19 protein-coding genes are annotated in these 16,455 nt (G+C 63.9%); 12 read left to right on the forward strand and 7 right to left on the reverse strand.

Annotated features, from left to right (window positions below):
- The first annotated feature begins 72 nt into the window (after positions 1 to 72).
- The gene (locus OSH12_RS17695; RefSeq protein ID WP_266344913.1) at positions 73 to 1,905 is read left to right on the forward strand and encodes a M3 family oligoendopeptidase; all 1,833 of its coding nucleotides are present in this window, start codon (positions 73 to 75) and stop codon (positions 1,903 to 1,905) included.
- 283 nt (positions 1,906 to 2,188) lie between these two features.
- Here the strand turns inward: OSH12_RS17695 and OSH12_RS17700 are convergent, their stop codons facing one another.
- The gene (locus OSH12_RS17700) at positions 2,189 to 3,967 is read right to left on the reverse strand and encodes an ABC transporter ATP-binding protein (RefSeq protein ID WP_380223031.1); all 1,779 of its coding nucleotides are present in this window, start codon (positions 3,965 to 3,967) and stop codon (positions 2,189 to 2,191) included.
- 345 nt (positions 3,968 to 4,312) lie between these two features.
- Between OSH12_RS17700 and OSH12_RS17705 the strand changes: the two genes are divergently transcribed.
- From OSH12_RS17705 to OSH12_RS17740, 8 genes are all read left to right on the forward strand, one after another.
- Positions 4,313 to 4,537: an AbrB/MazE/SpoVT family DNA-binding domain-containing protein gene (locus OSH12_RS17705; protein ID WP_266344915.1), complete on the forward strand. Its 225-nt coding sequence runs from the start codon at positions 4,313 to 4,315 to the stop codon at positions 4,535 to 4,537.
- On the forward strand, positions 4,534 to 4,926 hold the full coding sequence (locus OSH12_RS17710) for a type II toxin-antitoxin system death-on-curing family toxin (protein WP_266344916.1): 393 nt from the start codon (positions 4,534 to 4,536) through the stop codon (positions 4,924 to 4,926). The genes OSH12_RS17705 and OSH12_RS17710 overlap by 4 nt, the downstream gene beginning before the upstream one ends.
- Positions 4,927 to 5,027: 101 nt before the next feature.
- Positions 5,028 to 6,383 carry an ABC1 kinase family protein gene (locus OSH12_RS17715; RefSeq protein WP_266344917.1) on the forward strand — a complete coding sequence of 452 codons (1,356 nt, stop codon included), beginning with the start codon at positions 5,028 to 5,030 and terminating at the stop codon, positions 6,381 to 6,383.
- 182 nt (positions 6,384 to 6,565) lie between these two features.
- A complete protein-coding gene (locus tag OSH12_RS17720; protein WP_266344919.1) occupies positions 6,566 to 6,691 on the forward strand; it encodes an aa3-type cytochrome c oxidase subunit IV in 126 nt (41 codons plus the stop codon).
- Positions 6,692 to 6,793: 102 nt separating this feature from the next.
- Entirely contained in the window at positions 6,794 to 7,981 is a 1,188-nt protein-coding gene (locus tag OSH12_RS17725; protein ID WP_266344920.1) for a Re/Si-specific NAD(P)(+) transhydrogenase subunit alpha, read from the forward strand.
- Between the two features lie 2 nt (positions 7,982 to 7,983).
- Positions 7,984 to 8,475, forward strand: coding sequence for a proton-translocating transhydrogenase family protein (locus OSH12_RS17730; protein WP_266344921.1), 492 nt, complete (start codon positions 7,984 to 7,986; stop codon positions 8,473 to 8,475).
- A gap of 10 nt (positions 8,476 to 8,485) precedes the next feature.
- Positions 8,486 to 9,892: an NAD(P)(+) transhydrogenase (Re/Si-specific) subunit beta gene (locus OSH12_RS17735; RefSeq protein ID WP_266344922.1), complete on the forward strand. Its 1,407-nt coding sequence runs from the start codon at positions 8,486 to 8,488 to the stop codon at positions 9,890 to 9,892.
- Positions 9,893 to 9,997: 105 nt separating this feature from the next.
- Positions 9,998 to 10,531 carry a GNAT family N-acetyltransferase gene (locus tag OSH12_RS17740; protein ID WP_266344923.1) on the forward strand — a complete coding sequence of 178 codons (534 nt, stop codon included), beginning with the start codon at positions 9,998 to 10,000 and terminating at the stop codon, positions 10,529 to 10,531.
- A gap of 13 nt (positions 10,532 to 10,544) precedes the next feature.
- On the opposite strand, the gene OSH12_RS17745 is transcribed toward OSH12_RS17740, so the two are convergent.
- The 4 genes from OSH12_RS17745 to OSH12_RS17760 all read right to left on the reverse strand — a co-directional run bounded on the left by OSH12_RS17745 (position 10,545) and on the right by OSH12_RS17760 (position 13,639).
- Positions 10,545 to 11,441 carry a tetratricopeptide repeat protein gene (locus tag OSH12_RS17745; RefSeq protein WP_266344924.1) on the reverse strand — a complete coding sequence of 299 codons (897 nt, stop codon included), beginning with the start codon at positions 11,439 to 11,441 and terminating at the stop codon, positions 10,545 to 10,547.
- Between the two features lie 140 nt (positions 11,442 to 11,581).
- On the reverse strand, positions 11,582 to 11,812 hold the full coding sequence (rpsU, locus tag OSH12_RS17750) for a 30S ribosomal protein S21 (protein ID WP_018181327.1): 231 nt from the start codon (positions 11,810 to 11,812) through the stop codon (positions 11,582 to 11,584).
- Positions 11,813 to 12,370: 558 nt separating this feature from the next.
- Positions 12,371 to 13,093, reverse strand: a complete 723-nt coding sequence (locus tag OSH12_RS17755) for a DUF1013 domain-containing protein (RefSeq protein ID WP_266344925.1) — start codon at positions 13,091 to 13,093, stop codon at positions 12,371 to 12,373.
- 261 nt (positions 13,094 to 13,354) lie between these two features.
- Positions 13,355 to 13,639: a hypothetical protein gene (locus OSH12_RS17760; protein WP_266344926.1), complete on the reverse strand. Its 285-nt coding sequence runs from the start codon at positions 13,637 to 13,639 to the stop codon at positions 13,355 to 13,357.
- Positions 13,640 to 13,715: 76 nt separating this feature from the next.
- On the opposite strand from OSH12_RS17760, the gene OSH12_RS17765 reads away from it, so the two are divergent.
- Positions 13,716 to 13,910, forward strand: a complete 195-nt coding sequence (locus OSH12_RS17765) for a hypothetical protein (RefSeq protein WP_266344927.1) — start codon at positions 13,716 to 13,718, stop codon at positions 13,908 to 13,910.
- A 16-nt stretch (positions 13,911 to 13,926) separates the two neighbouring features.
- On the opposite strand, the gene OSH12_RS17770 is transcribed toward OSH12_RS17765, so the two are convergent.
- A complete protein-coding gene (locus OSH12_RS17770; RefSeq protein ID WP_266344928.1) occupies positions 13,927 to 14,925 on the reverse strand; it encodes an NAD(P)H-quinone oxidoreductase in 999 nt (332 codons plus the stop codon).
- A gap of 96 nt (positions 14,926 to 15,021) precedes the next feature.
- Here OSH12_RS17770 and OSH12_RS17775 point away from each other — a divergent pair, with 96 nt between their 5' ends.
- Together OSH12_RS17775 and rcdA are read left to right on the forward strand one after the other, a co-directional pair.
- Positions 15,022 to 15,213 (forward strand): DUF1192 domain-containing protein, encoded by a 192-nt coding sequence (locus tag OSH12_RS17775; protein WP_266344929.1) that lies wholly within the window; start codon positions 15,022 to 15,024, stop codon positions 15,211 to 15,213.
- A gap of 241 nt (positions 15,214 to 15,454) precedes the next feature.
- Positions 15,455 to 15,982: a protease adaptor protein RcdA gene (gene rcdA / locus OSH12_RS17780; RefSeq protein ID WP_266344930.1), complete on the forward strand. Its 528-nt coding sequence runs from the start codon at positions 15,455 to 15,457 to the stop codon at positions 15,980 to 15,982.
- Between the two features lie 161 nt (positions 15,983 to 16,143).
- Here rcdA and rpmE read toward each other — a convergent pair whose 3' ends face one another.
- The gene (gene rpmE / locus OSH12_RS17785) at positions 16,144 to 16,371 is read right to left on the reverse strand and encodes a 50S ribosomal protein L31 (RefSeq protein ID WP_266344931.1); all 228 of its coding nucleotides are present in this window, start codon (positions 16,369 to 16,371) and stop codon (positions 16,144 to 16,146) included.
- Between the last annotated feature and the right edge of the window lie 84 nt (positions 16,372 to 16,455).

Raw genomic sequence — 16,455 nt, forward strand, 5'->3', positions numbered from 1 at the left:
ATGTCGCGGGTTGATCCCCATGGGGGTCGCCCCCTAAGTATGGACCACCTTTCTCGCGCTATCGGATCATCCATGCCCCTCATCAATGCGATCCCGAAGAGCTCTGCTCTCGCCACCCAGCCCGCCGACGCGGCGCTTGGCGCGCTGCCGGAGTGGAACCTTGCCGACCTCTATCCCGCGATGGATTCGCCGGCTCTTGTCGCCGACCTCGCCCGCGCGCTGACCGATTCGGTCGCTTTCGACGCTGCCTACAAAGGCAAGCTCGAGCGGCTTGCCCGCGACGGCGGTCTGGTCGAGGCGATCCTCGCTTATGAGGCGCTCGACGAATTGCTCGGCCGCATCATCTCCTATGCCGGCCTCGTCTATTCCGGCGACACCACCGATCCGGTCGGCGCCAAGTTCTATGGCGACGTGCAGCAGAAGATCACCGATGCCTCGACGCATCTGCTGTTCTTCACGCTGGAGCTGAACCGGGTCGAGGATGCGATCCTGGAAGCCGCGATGCAGGCCGATGCGAAGCTCGCGCATTACCGGCCGTGGATCGAGGACGTCCGCAAGGAGAAGCCCTACCAGCTCGAAGATCGCGTCGAGCAGCTCTTCCACGAGAAGTCGGTGACCGGCCGCGGCGCCTGGAACCGGCTGTTCGACGAGACGATGGCCTCGCTTCGCTTCGACGTGAACGGCGAGGAGCTGACGCTCGAGCCGACGCTGAACCTGATGCAGGACCCGGACGAGGCCAAGCGCAAGGCCGCGTCGGAAGCGCTGGCGGCGACCTTCAAGGACAACATCCGTCTCTTCACCCTGGTCACCAACACGCTGGCCAAGGACAAGGAAATCGCCGACCGCTGGCGCGGCTTTGAGGACGTGGCGGCTTCCCGCCACCTCGCAAACCGGGTTGAGCCGGAAGTGGTCGATGCGCTGGTCGCCGCCGTGATCGAAGCCTATCCCCGCCTGTCGCACCGCTATTACAAGCTGAAGGCAAAATGGTTCGGCAAGGATGCGCTCGACCATTGGGACCGCAACGCGCCGCTGCCAAAAGTGCCGGGTCGCACGATCCCCTGGACCGAGGCGCGCGACACCGTGCTCTCCGCCTATGGCCGCTTCTCGCCGGAGATGGCGTCGATCGCCAAGGACTTCTTCGACAAGAGCTGGATCGATGCGCCGGTGCGCCCCGGCAAGTCGCCGGGCGCCTTCGCCCATCCGACCGTGCCGTCGGCACATCCTTATGTTCTGCTCAATTATCAGGGCAAGACGCGGGACGTGATGACGCTGGCGCATGAGCTCGGCCATGGCGTGCACCAGGTTCTGGCCGCCCCGCAGGGCGCGCTGATGGCGCCGACGCCGCTGACACTGGCTGAAACCGCCAGCGTGTTTGGCGAGATGCTGACCTTCCGCGCGCTGCTCGACGGCCAGACGGATCCGATCCAGCGCAAGGCGATGCTCGCCTCCAAGGTCGAGGACATGATCAACACGGTCGTGCGCCAGATCGCCTTCTATTCGTTCGAGCGCAAGGTCCATATCGCCCGGCGCGAGGGCGAACTGACCTCCGATCAGCTCAACGCGATCTGGATGGACGTCCAGGTCGAAAGCCTCGGCCCGGCGATCCGCCTCGGCACCGGCTACGAGACGTTCTGGACCTACATCCCGCACTTCATCCATTCGCCGTTCTACGTCTACGCCTATGCCTTCGGCGACTGCCTGGTGAACTCGCTCTATGCCGTCTACCGGCAGTCGGAGAGCGGCTTCCAGGAGAAGTATTTTGACTTGCTGAAGGCGGGCGGCACCAAGCACCACTCGGAGCTGCTGGCACCCTTCGGCCTCGACGCCACCGACCCGTCCTTCTGGCAGAAGGGTCTTTCGGTGCTGGAAGGCTTCATCAGTGAGCTTGAGGCGATGGAGGCGTAGGTCTCCGCGCCATTCGCGTTTCTCGAACATGCCGCGCCCACCAGCGCGGCATGTTTTGTTTCATGGCGCTTCGTTTGCTTAAGGTCTCGATTCGAACTGTCGCAGCATTCCCGGACACCGCCCTCATCCTGAGGTGCCCGGCAAAGCCGGGCCTCGAAGGAGGTTCCAGGGAACACCGGCGGATCAGGCGGCTTCGCCTGCAAGTCGAGCTCCGCTGGAGCCTCCTTCGAGGCTTCGCTCACGCGAAGCACCTCAGGATGATGGTGGAGCCAGTAAGGGCCTCCTACAGGCTCGCCTGTGCCCGGTAGAGCCTCGCATAGGTGCCGTCGGCCGCGATCAGCTCGTCATGGCTGCCTTCCTCGACGATACCGGCCTCGGTCAGCACAAGGATGCGGTCGGCGCGCCGCACCGTCGACAGGCGGTGGGCGATCACCAGTGTCGTGCGGGTTCGCGCCAATGCCATCAGCGCCTGTTGCACGGCGCGTTCGCTTTCATTGTCGAGGGCGCTGGTCGCCTCGTCGAAGATCAGCACCGGCGCATCCTTCAGAATGGCGCGGGCGATGGTCAGGCGCTGCTTCTGGCCGCCTGAAAGCTTGACCCCGCGCTGGCCGATGTCGCTCGCATAGCCGGCTGGCAGCGCCACGATGAAATCATGCGCGTTTGCCGCCCGGGCTGCTGCCTCGACCTCGGCGTCGGTGGCATTGGGCCGGCCATAGCGCAGGTTCTCCATCACCGTGCCGGCGAACAGGTACACGTCCTGCTGGACGATGCCGATGTTGCGCCGGAGTGAGTCGAGCCGGATGTCACGAATGTCGCTTCCGTCGAGCCGGATGCATCCCTCCGTCACTTCATAGAAGCGCGGGATCAGCGAACAGAGCGAGCTCTTGCCGGCGCCCGAGGCGCCGACGAGCGCCACGAACTCGCCCGGTCGGATTGCAAGCGACAGGTTCCTGAGCACATGCGGGCCTTCCTCCTCGTAGCGAAAGCCGACGTTCTCAAACGTGAGCGCGCCGCGCGCCTGGCCGATGGAAAGGGCGCCGGGGCGGTCTTCGATCTCGGGCTGCGTTTCGAAAATCTCCATGACGCGCACGAAGCCGGTGAAGCCGCTCTGCCAGAGGCGGGCGAGATTGGCGAGGCGGTTGACCGGATCGACCAGCACGGCCACGCAGAGCAGGAAGGTCATCAGCTCGGCGATGCCGAGCGCCCCTTGCGCGACCCGGACCGCGCCGGCGACGATCACCAGGACCGTGACCAACTGGGGGAGAACTGTGGTGCCCGCCCAGAGATAGGCCTCGCTGCGATAGCCGATCCGCCGCCCTTCGAGAAAGCGCCGATTGGCCATATCGAAACGCTGGTTCTCTAGCGCCTCGTTGGCGAAGGATTGCACCACGCGAATACCGGCGAGCGAATCCTCGACGCGTTCGCTGACACCGGCGACCCGCTCCTTGACCTGAAGCATCGCCACATTGACGCGGTTGTTGAAATGGAGCGCGAAGAAGGACGCTGGCGGGATGATGGCGAGGATCATCAGCGCCAGCGGAACGTCGAGGACGAACAGAATCGCCGTCACACCGGCAAATTTGAGGATCGCGATGGCGAGATCCTCCGGTCCGTGATGATAGAGTTCGCCCACTTCGAACAGATCGTGGGTGATGCGGCTCATCAGCTGGCCGACGCGCTGGCGGTCGTAGAAGCCGAAAGAGAGCTTCTGACAGTGAGCGAACAGCTCTCGGCGTAGCGCTGCTTCCATCTTCGCCCCCATCATGTGACCCTGATAGTCGACGAAAAGCGTCGCCAGTGCCTGCATCACGAGCAGGGCCAGCATCAGTCCGCCCACAGCATAGATGGCGGGAAGCGTCGCCGACGGATCGTCGGTCGCGACGAGCAGGCGCGTCACATAATTGGCGCAGAGCGGCAAGAGCAGCGCCGTCACCGAGACCAGAACGGCGCAAGCGAGATCAAGCAGCAATAGCGGCAGATAAGGCCGGTAATAGCTAAGCAACTTGACGAGGCGTGCGCGCGTCAGCCGTGGTGTGGCGGACTCGGTCGGGTCTTCCGACAGGGCGCCGACGAGCGGAATCGTGCGTTCGGCTTCCGCGGTAGATGGAGTTGGGAGGGGGGGAGAGTTCGCTTTCGCTAGAGGCGTCGTCTCGCGCTTGAAGTTCCGGGGAACGTATAAGCATAGAGTTTCATGTCCTGGTGGCTTTCAAAGGCTTCCTTCTGGTTGGACATGAGGGTTCTCATCGGATGCTCCCAAGGCTCTCGTTTCGAGGAGCCGGCACTATGGTCCCGTGCGCCGTGCTGGACAATGTCGTGCCAGCGGAAACCGGCCGGCCGTTGCTTTTCGGCACTGGCGATGGCTTTCGGGCTAGCGATGTTATACATTTTGTACAACGGAGTGCGCGCCATGAAGCTTGAGATCAAGAAGATCGGTAATTCGATGGGTCTGATCCTGCCGAAGGAATTGCTCGCCAGACTTGCGCTGAAACAGGGTGAGTGGCTGCATGTCACGGAGAACGCGGACGGCTCGATCCGCCTTTCGCCCTTCGATCCGGACTTCGCCGAGGCCATGAGCGTCGTCGACGAGATCATGGTCGAGTATCGCGATACGCTGAAAGAACTGGCCAAGTGACGGAGCCGCGTTGGCTCACTCTGGAAGAAATCCTTGTCGCGCATGAGCGGCAGCTTGCCCGATTTGGCGGTCCGGCCGGGCTTCGCGATCTTGGCGCGCTGGAATCTGCGCTCGACCGTCCACGTAACAAGCTTGTCTATGGCGAGACGGAGTTGGCCAGTCTCGCGGCCGCCTACGCGTATGGGATTGCGCGCAATCATCCGTTCGTCGATGGCAACAAGCGTGCCGCCTTTATCGCGATGATGGTGTTTCTTCGCCTCAATGGCGTTCGGTTCGCGCCATCTCCAGCGGAGGCCACGAGTGCCATTCTCGGGCTCGCCGCCGGTGAAATTTTGGAGGAAGGCCTCACCCGCTGGATCCGCGCCAATCTTCCGCCAGCGACGGAGTAGCGCGGGGTGATCTTTGGGTAATGGCTTGCGCATGGCGGCAGGCACCGCATCTTAGGGGCACGCTTCCGAATGCGCCTGTCCTCCCCCAGAGAGCTCGCCAAATGTCCGATTCTGAACGCAACCGTCTTTCCGGCCGCCTGTCGCGCTATGCCCGCGTCGGCATGAATGTCGGCGGGGTCGCGGCCAAGGTGGCGAGCGCTCGGCTGTTCGGCAGTTCCCTCGACAAGGGCAAGAACGCGTCCGAGCTGGCGACAGCGCTCGGCGGCCTCAAGGGGCCATTGATGAAGGTCGGCCAGATCCTCTCGACCGTGCCGGACCTCGTGCCGCCGGAATATGCCGAGGAACTGTCGCAGTTGCAGTCGAACGCGCCGCCGATGGGCTGGCCCTTCGTCAAGCGGCGCATGCAGGCGGAACTCGGCCCAAGCTGGGAAAAGCGGTTTCAGCTTTTCGAACACGCACCCGCCGCCGCCGCCTCGCTCGGCCAAGTGCATCGCGCCATCGCGCGTGACGGCAAGGCGCTGGCGGTGAAGCTGCAATATCCCGACATGCAGTCGGCCGTCGAAGCCGATCTTGTGCAGTTGAAGGTGCTGCTCTCGATCTATCGCCGCATCGACAAGGCGATCGACACCAGCGAGATCTTCGAGGAAATCGGCAATCGCATCCGCGAAGAGCTCGATTATGGCCGCGAGGCGCGCCACACGCTGCTCTACAAGATCATGCTCGACGGCGAGCCGCTGGTGCGCGTGCCGGAAGTCGAGCCGGCGCTGTCGACCAACCGGCTGCTCGCCATGCAATGGCTCGATGGCAACCGGCTGCTCGACTATCGCGACCGTTCGCTGGAAGAGCGCAACCGCATCGCCAAGGCGATGTTCAATGCCTGGTGGGCGCCGTTCGCCCGCTATGGCGTCATCCATGGCGACCCGCATCTCGGCAACTACACCGTGTTTGAAAACGAGGCCGGTGAGGCGGCCGGGATCAACCTGCTCGACTATGGCTGTGTCCGCATCTTCCCGCCAAAATTCGTCGCCGGCGTCGTCGATCTGTTCCATGGCCTGCGCGAGAATGACCGCGACCGGATCGTCTCCGCCTATGAGATCTGGGGCTTTGCCGGCTTGTCGAACGAGTTGATCGAGGCACTGAATATCTGGGCGCGTTTCATCTACGGCCCGCTGATCGACGACCGCGTCCGCACCATCGCCGATGGCGTCGCGCCTTCGGAATATGGTCGGCGCGAAGCCTTCCAGGTGCATCAGGTACTTCGCGAAAAAGGGCCGGTTACCGTACCGCGCGAGTTTGTCTTCATGGACCGCGCCGCCATCGGCCTTGGCTCGGTGTTTCTGCATCTGAAGGCCGAGATGAACTTTCACCAGCTGTTCGCCGAAACCATCGAGGGGTTCGATCGCGACATGCTCGGCTATCGTCAGAAGGCGGCGCTCGGCGGGGTTGGCCTGGCGTGAGGTTTTCGGGGCTTCAGGGCAGGGCAGGGCCGCCTGCGACATTGCGTCCATAACCGTTTTTCGCGGCAGTTGGACGCCAGCGCTGCGTTGGTTGGTTTGCCCTGCCGAAGGCGGATTGCCCGCCTTGCCCAAGTGTTGTAAACGCCGATCACGTTTGGTTTGCGCTGAAGGATGGATACACCATGGCCGAAAGCCCGATGGACTACGCTGAGCACGAGAGAACCTATGCGTTCTTCACCGGCCTGACGAAATACGGCACGATCGCCTGCGTGGTGATCCTGGTGCTGATGGCGATCTTCCTCGTCTGAAAATCAGAATTGATCCGGTAGCGCGACTGCCGGATGTCGCGATACCCGACTACTTGACTGTGCGGGCGCATTGCGAGGCCCGCCACTCCATAGGGAAACGCCATGAAGATTGGTGTGCCGGCGGAGGTGGACGGGCTGGAAAGCCGCGTCGCCGCGACGCCTGAGACGGTAAAGAAATTCATCGCGCTCGGCGCCGAGGTGTCGGTGCAATCCGGTGCCGGTGTTGCCTCGCGCGTTCCGGATGCCGAATACGCCGCCGCCGGCGCGTCGATCGCGGCTTCCGCCGCAGACGCCGTTCGCGATGCGGATATCGTGCTCAAGGTACGCCGGCCGCTCGCCGATGAACTGCCGCTCTACAAGCGCGGCGCTCTCATCGTCGCGACGATGGATCCCTATGGCCATGAGCCGGACGTCGCCGCCATGGCCGGCGCCGGCGTCACTGCCATCGCGATGGAGTTCATGCCGCGCATCACCCGCGCCCAGGTCATGGACATCCTGTCGAGCCAGGCGAACCTCGCCGGCTATCAGGCCGTGATCGACGCGGCTGCCGAATATGACCGCGCGCTTCCGATGATGATGACCGCTGCCGGCACCGTGCCGGCCGCCCGCGTCTTCGTCATGGGCGCCGGCGTTGCCGGGCTTCAGGCCATCGCCACCGCACGCCGTCTCGGCGCCGTGGTGACGGCGACCGACGTGCGTCCCGCCGCCAAGGAACAGGTCGAATCGCTCGGCGCCAAATTCGTCGCCGTCGAGGATGACGAGTTCAAGCAGGCCGAAACCGCCGCTGGTTACGCCAAGCCGATGTCGGCCGAATACCAGGCCAAGCAGGCAGCCCTCGTTTCCGAGCACATCAAGAAGCAGGACATCGTCATCACGACGGCCCTGATCCCCGGCCGCGCCGCACCGCGTCTCGTTTCGGCCGCCATGGTCGCCTCGATGAAGCCCGGTTCGGTTCTGGTCGATCTCGCGGTCGAGCGCGGCGGCAATGTCGAGGGCGCCAAGCCCGGCGAAGTCGCTGTCGTCGATGGCAAGAAGATCGTCGGGCATCTGAATGTCGCCGGCCGCATCGCCGCGACTGCCTCGCAGCTCTACGCCAAGAACCTGTTCTCCTTCGTCGAGACGTTGATCGACAAGGCCGCGAAGACCGTCGCCGTCAATTGGGACGATGAGCTGGTCAAGGCGACGGTGCTGACGCGCGACGGTGCCATCGTGCACCCGGCGTTCAAGCCGAAAGAAGAGATCCAGGAAGAGCCGAAGCCGATTCTCGTTGCTGAGCAGGGGGCCAGCTGATCATGGCAAGTCTTACGCCCGAGCAGGCGGCCAGCGCCGCCAAGTCTGCCGCTGACGCAGCGACCTCCGCGGCAAGTGCTGCGCAGGAAGCGGCCGCCGCCGCCCAGATCTATGCCGAACAGGCCGCAGGCGGCCTCGGCGATGTCGCCGGCGCTGTCGCGCATGCCGTTTCCGGCGGCGCGATCGACCCCTTCGTCTTCCGCCTCTCCGTCTTCGTGCTGGCGATCTTCGTTGGCTATTACGTCGTCTGGCAGGTGACGCCGGCGCTGCATACGCCTCTGATGTCCGTCACCAACGCGATCTCCTCGGTCATCGTCGTCGGCGCGCTGCTCGCGGTCGGTGTCGATGCGGCGGTCGATGCGGCCGCTGCCTCCGGCCACGCCTGGGCGCAGGGCTTCGGCTTCGTCGCCCTTGTGCTCGCCAGCGTCAACATCTTCGGTGGCTTCCTCGTCACCAGTCGCATGCTCGCCATGTACAAGAAAAAGACGAAGTGAGGTCGCGCCGATGACAACCGCAAATATCACGGCGCTGCTCTACCTCGTTTCCGGTGTGCTGTTCATCATGGCGCTCCGGGGCCTTTCCAGCCCCGCCACCTCGCGCCAGGGCAATTTGTACGGCATGGCCGGCATGGGGATCGCGATCCTCACCACGCTCGTCCTCGCAGCGCCGAAAAGCGCAGGCGCCTGGGGCCTGATCGTGCTCGGCCTTGCTATTGGCGGTGGCGCCGGCGCGATCATCGCCCGTCGCATCGCCATGACGCAGATGCCGCAGCTGGTCGCCGCCTTCCACTCGCTCGTCGGCCTCGCGGCCGTCATGGTGGCGGCAGCGGCGCTCTACGCTCCGGCTGCCTTCGGTATCGGCGACATCGGCCACATCCATGGCCAGGCGCTGATCGAGATGTCGCTTGGCGTCGCCATCGGCGCGATCACCTTCACCGGTTCGGTCATCGCCTTCGCCAAGCTGAACGGCAACATGTCGGGCCGGCCGATCCTGCTGCCGGGACGGCATTTCACCAATGCCGGCCTGTTCATCCTGCTGGTGGCGCTGGTCGTCGTGCTGGTGTTCACGGAAAGCCATCTGGTCTTCTGGCTGATCGTCATCGTCAGCCTCGTTCTCGGCGGCCTGATCATCATTCCGATCGGCGGCGCCGACATGCCCGTCGTCGTGTCGATGCTCAACTCCTATTCGGGTTGGGCGGCGGCCGGCATCGGCTTCACGCTGGGCAATACGGCGCTGATCATCACCGGCGCGCTGGTCGGTTCGTCGGGTGCGATCCTTTCCTACATCATGTGCAAGGGCATGAACCGCTCGTTCATCTCCGTCATTCTCGGCGGTTTTGGTGGCGAGACGGCCGGTCCGGCAACGGGCGGTGCAGTCGAGCAGCGTCCGGTCAAGCAGGGCTCGGCCGAAGATGCCGCCTTCATCATGAAGAACGCGTCGAAGGTCATCATCGTGCCGGGCTACGGCATGGCGGTCGCCCAGGCCCAGCACGCGCTGCGCGAAATGGCCGATCGGCTCAAGGCGGAGGGCGTCGAGGTCAAGTACGCCATCCATCCCGTCGCCGGTCGTATGCCGGGCCACATGAACGTGCTGCTGGCGGAAGCGAATGTGCCGTATGACGAGGTCTTCGAGCTCGAGGACATCAATTCGGAATTCGCCCAGGCCGACGTCGCCTTCGTCATCGGCGCCAACGACGTGACCAACCCGGCCGCGAAGACGGATCCGACCTCGCCGATCTACGGCATGCCGATTCTCGATGTCGAGAAGGCCGGTACGGTGCTGTTCATCAAGCGCGGCATGGGCTCGGGCTATGCCGGCGTCGAGAACGAGCTGTTCTTCCGCGACAACACGATGATGCTCTTCGCCGACGCGAAGAAGATGGTCGAGAACATCGTCAAGTCGCTGGGCTGATCTTCAGCGGCTACGCAAGAAATCGAAAAGGCCGCCTCCGGGCGGCCTTTTTCTTTGACGGGAGTCCCTGGTCGAAGGATGGTTCTCCTGTCGAGGGAGTGAGCCGTGTCAGAGACCGCATTCAGCATTCGCCAGCTTCGCGCTGAGGATTGGGTCGCCTTCCGGGCGTTGCGCCTGAAGGCGCTGGAGACCGTACCAACGGCGTTCGGCGCCAGCCAGGAGGAAGACGCGGCCCTGTCGCCGGAAGCGCTACGCGAGCGGCTGGAGCGCGCGCCCAGCGCCGTCTTTGGCGCGTTCGCCGGCGATAGCCTGATCGGCATGGCGGGCTTCCACGCCCAGCTGGGCGCAAAGCGACGTCATCGCGGCCTGCTCTGGGGCGTATTCGTCGAGGAAGCGTATCGGGGCAGGGGATGCGCGCGAAGACTGGTCGAGCGCGTCATCCTTCATGCGGGCGAGCATGTGGTGGTGCTGGAAGCCGGCGTGACGGCGGGCAATCGTAACGCCGCCGCGCTCTATGAGAGCCTTGGCTTCCGGATCTCCGGCTTGATCCAGAAGGCGCTCCGAATCGACGGCGCCTTCCATGACGAGATCCTGCTGGCGCTGGATCTGGAAGAGCGGGCTAGCCCGTCCCGGGGCTAGGCCCCGAGAGCGATCAGGCGGCGGCCTTGGCGGTGCGACGCATGCCGTCGCGGGCAGGCGCGTAGCTCGGATTGAGCGTCTGGGCGCGGGCGAAGGCGTTGTGTGCCGCGTCGCGTTCGCCCAGCTTCTCGAGCGCCAAGCCCTGGTTGGTCCAGCCCTGGTAATTGTCCTTGTCGCGACGGACGACGATGTTGAAATCGTCGAGCGCTGCCTTGTAGTCGGCGGTGGCGAGATAGGACAGGCCACGGCCCAGATGCGGGGCGGGGGCATTCGGCGCGTAGGTCATCGACGCGGTGAAGTCGGCGATGGCGTCGTCGTGGCGGCCCTGGCCCTGGTAGATCAGGGCGCGGTTGTTATAGGCCTTGGGGTCCGTCGGCTCGAGCTCGATGCCCCTGGAGAAATCGGCGAGCGCCAGGTCGATCTGGCCCTGCGAGCGATACAGGTTGCCGCGCCCGACATAGGCTTCGTTGTAGCTCGGATTGAGCTCGATCGAGCGATTGTAGTCGGCGAGCGCCTGGCCGTTCTGGTTCAGCTTGCGCTGCACCAGCGCGCGGTTCGAATAGGCTTGGTAGAAGCCGGGATTGATCTCGATCGCGCGGTTGAAATCGGCCAGCGCCTGATCGTAGCGCCCGGCGCGGCCCAGCGCCGTGCCGCGGACATTGTAGCCCGACGCATCGCTCGGATTCTGGTTCACGACCGAGCTGAGCGACGAGATGTTCGCCTCGGAGCCCATGGCGCGGTCGACATTGTCGAAATCATGGGTGTTGGAAGCGGTCTGGCAGCCGGCAAGGGCCAGGGTGCCGAGCATTGCGGCCCAGAGCGGCGAGCGTCCCCGCGACAACAGCCTAGTCGCGACGCTGGTCGCGTTCGAGGTCGTGTCCGCGAGCGAAAGGCTGCCAAGCGCCATCATGGCGTTGCTCCAGAATAAGCGCCCATGACGATGAAGCGGGCGCAAAACCACAAAAGGAAACGAGCCCGAAACAACGGGCTCGTCACCTTGAACTTCAAAGCTAGAAAGCAGGCGAAAGCAGGGCGAGATGCCCTTGCTTATCAGCGCTTCGGCTTGGGAGCCGCAACGATGCCGCCTTCGCGCTGAGCGCGCTTGCGCGCCAGCTTGCGGGCACGACGAACGGCTTCCGCCTTCTCGCGTGCCTTCTTCTCGGAAGGCTTCTCATAGAAGTTGCGAAGCTTCATCTCACGGAAGATGCCTTCACGCTGCATCTTCTTCTTGAGAGCCTTAAGCGCCTGATCGACGTTATTGTCGCGAACGAGTACCTGCACGCGGGAGCGTCCTATCTTGATCCGGTCCGGATGAAATCTCGGGGGAGACGAGGCAGGGCGACAGAAGCCGCTTATCAACACCGTCCCAATTGTGGTCGCTCTCATAGCAGAAGCGGAGCGCCGATGTCAAAGAGGACAGCCGCCAAAACAAGGTAAATTCTCGTTTTCGCCGGACCAGCGTGGCTTTTCGGCCCGTCCTTCGCGGTCACAAGGCCGGAATCACGAGGCGCTGAATGCGACGTCATCGAGAATCTGAACAGAATCGGCCCGCCCACGCAACTCTATGCGACCGAGTCGCGGCACGGGATCACGACATGCGGAGCGGATGGCGGCGATGAGGTCTCGTCGGGCCGCTACGTTTGGCGCGTCGGAAGCGCCTGGGCGGCGCTGTGTGGAAGCGTTCCCTCGGCAAGACGGGGCCTCGCCACACCCTCTCCGGCGAGCGGGCCAATGCAAAAAAAAGGCCCCGCCCGGTGGGGCGAGGCCTTGGATCCTCTGGCGCCAAAAAGCGCCTGCGGGCGGGCTGGGCGGCAGGAGCCTCCCGGCGCTGCCCGGGCTTCAGCCTTCGTCTTCGTCCTCGTCGACGGGGCCCTTGAGCGACTTGAGCTTGGCAAACACCGCGTCGGCGTCCAACTCTTCGTCCTTGGGCTCTTCATGGCGATACGAGCGCATCGCGGCCGAAGCGAGGGCATCGGCGGCCGTCGTCTCTTCCGTCGGCAGCAGAACCTCGCCCTCGGCGCCGATTTCACGCGGCGGCGCGTTCTTGGCGGCCTTCTCGACTTCGAAATCGAGATCGATCTGCGAGCACAGGCCGAGCATGACCGGGTCGGACGGCGTCAGGTTGGTGGAATTCCAGTGGCTGCGGCCACGGATCGAATCGATCGTCGGCTTGGTCGTGCCGACCAGGCGCATGATCGCCGCATCCTTGAGCTCGGGATGATTGCGCAGCAGCCAGAGAATGGCGTTGGGGCGATCCTGACGACGCGAGACCGGCGTGTAGCGCGGGCCCTTGCGCTTCTGGACGGGAACGCGGACCCGCGTCTCGGCCATCTTCAGGCGATACTTCGAATCCTTCTGCGCGCGCTCGATTTCCTCGCGCGTCAGCTGGCCGGTCGTCACAGGATCGAGGCCCTTGATCGTCTGGGCGGCCTCTCCGTCGGCGATTGCCTTCACCTCAAGCGGGTGGAGCTTGCAGAAATCGGCGATCTGATCGAAGCCGAGAGAGGTATTCTCGACGAGCCATACGGCGGTTGCCTTTGGCATCAGCGGGATAGTCGACATAATTCTCTCCTGGTCGCTCTCCCGGTGGTCGGCCGGAGGAGCAAAGCAATCGTCTGAATGACGGGAATGGGCCGATATATAGACCGGTGCCTCCGGCGACGCAAACAATGCTTGTTCACGACGTCCGGCGTCGGCATCCGGCCGTTCGGCCTTCCTTCCAGCCAGCCCCGCGGCGCGCATTGGGCGGATCACTGAGTGAAGGACAAAAGCCGGATGCGACAAAGGTCGCATCCGGCAATCTTGTATTTGTGCTGCCAGCCCTTACGGGGCGGGGGTAGCGGGAGCCGGGGTCTCCGGAGCCGGGGTTGCCGGAGCAGGCTCGGGGGCCGGTGTTGCCGGGGCGGGCGTTGCCGGCGCGGGCTCGGGGGCAGGCGTTGCCGGAGCAGGCGCGGGAGCCGGGGTCGCCGGGGCGGGGGCGGGCGTGGACTGCTCGACAGCGGCCGGCGTCGGCGGCGCCACATGTGCGCGCGACTTCCACCAGAAATAAGCGATCACCAGCACGATGATGGCGACGACGACCCAAACCCAAGTATTTTGGCGTTGCATGTTACCCTCCGGGGTGCGTGTTGCACCAACGAACGCAATCTTACATCGAATCGACCCGATTTACGAAGAGGAAACGATGGGTTACGTTTCGTTGGCTCATGAAATCTACTGCATTGAGGCTAGGGCCGTCGCCATCGTGGCGAAGATCAGCCACCGTTCAGCCGATCTCGACAAGGGGCAGGCGAAATTTACGATGCTGTGTGCCTCGTCGCCGCCGACCCCTGTAGTGCAACGGCGTTCGGCCGTTCTGGTTTCACAACTTCGTCATTGAAACGAACCCGCTCGTGTCAAAGCGTGAGCACGATCTTGCCGATATGGCTTGATGCTTCCATGCGTCGATGCGCTTCCGCTGCCTGTGCCAGCGGGTAGGTCGCGTCGATGCGGGGCAGGATCTGGCGCTTTTCCAGCAGCGGCCAGACTTTTTCGCGCAAGGCAGCGGCGATGCCGGCCTTGAAGGCGACGGAGCGGGGACGCAGCGTCGAGCCGGTCAGGGTCAGGCGCTTGACCAGCAGCCGGGTGAAATTGACATCGGCGATCGGTCCGTTGAGGAACGCGATCTGGGCGATATGGCCGTCAAACGCGGCGGCCGAGAAATTGCGTTCGATATAATCGCCGCCCACCATGTCGAGGATGACGTCGGCGCCGTGGCCGTCGGTGGCTTCCTTCACGACGTCGACGAAATCCTCCAGGTGATAGTTGATCGCGCGCGTGGCGCCGAGGTCGACGCAGGCGGCGCATTTTTCAGGCGAGCCGGCGGTTGCCAGGACGGTGGCGCCAAAAGCCTTCGCCAACTGGATCGCCGTCGTGCCGATGCCGGATGTTCCGCCATGCACGAGGAAAACGTCGCCGGACTTCAATCCGCAGCGCTCGAAGACATTGTGCCAGACCGTAAAGAAGGTCTCGGGCAGGGCGGCGGCCTCGATCATCGAAAACCCCTGCGGCACGGGCAGGGCGTTGGTCTCGTTGACGGTGACATATTCGGCGTAGCCGCCGCCGGCGACCAGCGCCGTTACCGCATCGCCGACCGCGAAGCGCGTGCAATTGCGGCCGAGAGCCGCGACATGGCCGGCGACTTCCAGGCCGGGCAGGTCGGATGCACCCTTGGGCGGCGGATAGTGGCCCTGGCGCTGCGCGACGTCGGGCCGATTGACGCCGGCCGCTGCGACCCGGATCAGGATTTCATGCTCGAACGGGTGCGGTACGGGACGTTGGGTCGCCTGGAGAACGTCCGGCCCGCCGGGCTCGGAAATGGCCATGGCCGTCATGGACTGGGGAATCGAAGTCATCGACGTCTCCTTGCGGTTCGGCCCTGGCTGGCAAAGGCCGATTCAATTTTGCTATCTTTGTATCAGGCGGGTCTCAAACACGAGATGGAGCGCAGCATGGCCCTTTTCGACGACGTACCGGCGGAAAAGCCGGTGCCACACCGTATCGGCGAGGATCTTTCGCGTCTTTCGATCGACGAACTGACCGACCGGATTGATTTGCTCGAGGGTGAAATCGGGCGATTGCGCGAGGCGATCGCTGCCAAGACGGCCTCGCGCGCCGCCGCCTCGTCGTTCTTCAAGCCGTGAGCGCAGACGCGCTGGGGTTGGTGTTAACCATCCATTAAGCTTTCGAGCGCGTTAATCAGGAGATCCAGCGATCTGGATGTGAGTGATACTCCTCTGTTGGTCTCCTCCCTCTATCGCCTCCAAGAGCCGTTCTTCACGGCTCTTTTTTTGACTTCCGTCTCCGCAGCGGGCAAAATCCGGAAAAATTGCGCCCCGTTGGCACCCTGATGGGCAAGCGCGGCTGCGCAGCGGAATCGCTTTCATGACAGACGATAGCCCCAGGCCAATCGAGCCGCCGGTCGTTTTCGGCAGGCGGTTTGCATTTTCCGACACTTTCCGGGGACTCTTCCGGGAGGGGATGCAGCTTGTCGAAGAGACCGCCGCTTATCTCGACGGCGATGGTCGTGACGAGTCGCGCGACCTGGAACGCGCCGCCTCGCTCACCTACGCCACCGAATCGATGCGCCTGACCACGCGACTGATGCAGATCGCGTCATGGCTGTTGCTGCAGCGCGCCGTCAACGAAGGCGAGATGACGTTCGAGCAGGCGGGGGCGGAAAAGGCCAAGGTGCGTCTGCGCGGGTTCGGCACCATGACCGAAGGGCCGAACTGGGAAGATCTGCCGATACGGCTGCGCGAACTGATCGAGCATTCCGTGCGCCTGCAGGAGCGCGTCATCCGGCTCGACGACGCCATGTACAACGCCGCCAATGCCGAACAGCCGGCCGAGAACCCGGTCAGCCTGCAGCTTGGCCAGTTGGCGCGCGCCTTCGGCTCCGGCAGCGAATAGGGCGCCCTGCGCCTTCGCTGTCCTGCCGATCCTGCATCCAGAGCCTTGCTTGTCGGCGAGTGCTTTATGCGAACCGTGCCGCCGTCGCTCGAAAACGCCCCAGACAAACAAAAACCCCGGCCAAAGACCGGGGTTTTTTCATTCCAGTACTTCGAACGGGCTTAGCTGTTGCCCATGAAGCCCTTGAACTTGTTGTTGAAGCGCGACACGCGGCCGGCGCGGTCGAGCAGCGTCTGGTTGCCGCCGGTCCAGGCCGGATGCGTCGACGGGTCGATGTCGAGGTTCATGACCGAACCTTCTTCGCCATAGGTCGACTTGGTTACATATTCGGTCCCGTTCGTCATCACGACCTTGATCGTGTGGTAGTCGGGATGAATGCCATTCTTCATCGTCTGGTCCTCGCGGCTCGGTCCGTTGGACCGCATGGTCGTCGCTGCCGAAGCGGAAGCGCCGTCCTGTTCAATGGGGAAAAC

The organism is Kaistia terrae (genome assembly GCF_026344005.1).
GTDB lineage: Bacteria > Pseudomonadota > Alphaproteobacteria > Rhizobiales > Kaistiaceae > Kaistia > Kaistia terrae.

Coding starts and splice junctions, on each gene's coding strand:
- OSH12_RS17755 (WP_266344925.1), bottom strand. CDS start 13,093: ATGTCGACTATCCCGCTGATGCCAAAGGCAACCGCCGTATGGCTCGTC.
- OSH12_RS17695 (WP_266344913.1), top strand. CDS start 73: ATGCCCCTCATCAATGCGATCCCGAAGAGCTCTGCTCTCGCCACCCAG.
- OSH12_RS17705 (WP_266344915.1), top strand. CDS start 4,313: ATGAAGCTTGAGATCAAGAAGATCGGTAATTCGATGGGTCTGATCCTG.
- OSH12_RS17730 (WP_266344921.1), top strand. CDS start 7,984: ATGGCAAGTCTTACGCCCGAGCAGGCGGCCAGCGCCGCCAAGTCTGCC.
- OSH12_RS17725 (WP_266344920.1), top strand. CDS start 6,794: ATGAAGATTGGTGTGCCGGCGGAGGTGGACGGGCTGGAAAGCCGCGTC.
- OSH12_RS17715 (WP_266344917.1), top strand. CDS start 5,028: ATGTCCGATTCTGAACGCAACCGTCTTTCCGGCCGCCTGTCGCGCTAT.
- OSH12_RS17720 (WP_266344919.1), top strand. CDS start 6,566: ATGGCCGAAAGCCCGATGGACTACGCTGAGCACGAGAGAACCTATGCG.
- OSH12_RS17765 (WP_266344927.1), top strand. CDS start 13,716: ATGGGTTACGTTTCGTTGGCTCATGAAATCTACTGCATTGAGGCTAGG.
- OSH12_RS17770 (WP_266344928.1), bottom strand. CDS start 14,925: ATGACTTCGATTCCCCAGTCCATGACGGCCATGGCCATTTCCGAGCCC.
- OSH12_RS17775 (WP_266344929.1), top strand. CDS start 15,022: ATGGCCCTTTTCGACGACGTACCGGCGGAAAAGCCGGTGCCACACCGT.
- rpmE (WP_266344931.1), bottom strand. CDS start 16,371: ATGAAGAATGGCATTCATCCCGACTACCACACGATCAAGGTCGTGATG.
- OSH12_RS17735 (WP_266344922.1), top strand. CDS start 8,486: ATGACAACCGCAAATATCACGGCGCTGCTCTACCTCGTTTCCGGTGTG.
- OSH12_RS17745 (WP_266344924.1), bottom strand. CDS start 11,441: ATGATGGCGCTTGGCAGCCTTTCGCTCGCGGACACGACCTCGAACGCG.
- OSH12_RS17760 (WP_266344926.1), bottom strand. CDS start 13,639: ATGCAACGCCAAAATACTTGGGTTTGGGTCGTCGTCGCCATCATCGTG.
- rcdA (WP_266344930.1), top strand. CDS start 15,455: ATGACAGACGATAGCCCCAGGCCAATCGAGCCGCCGGTCGTTTTCGGC.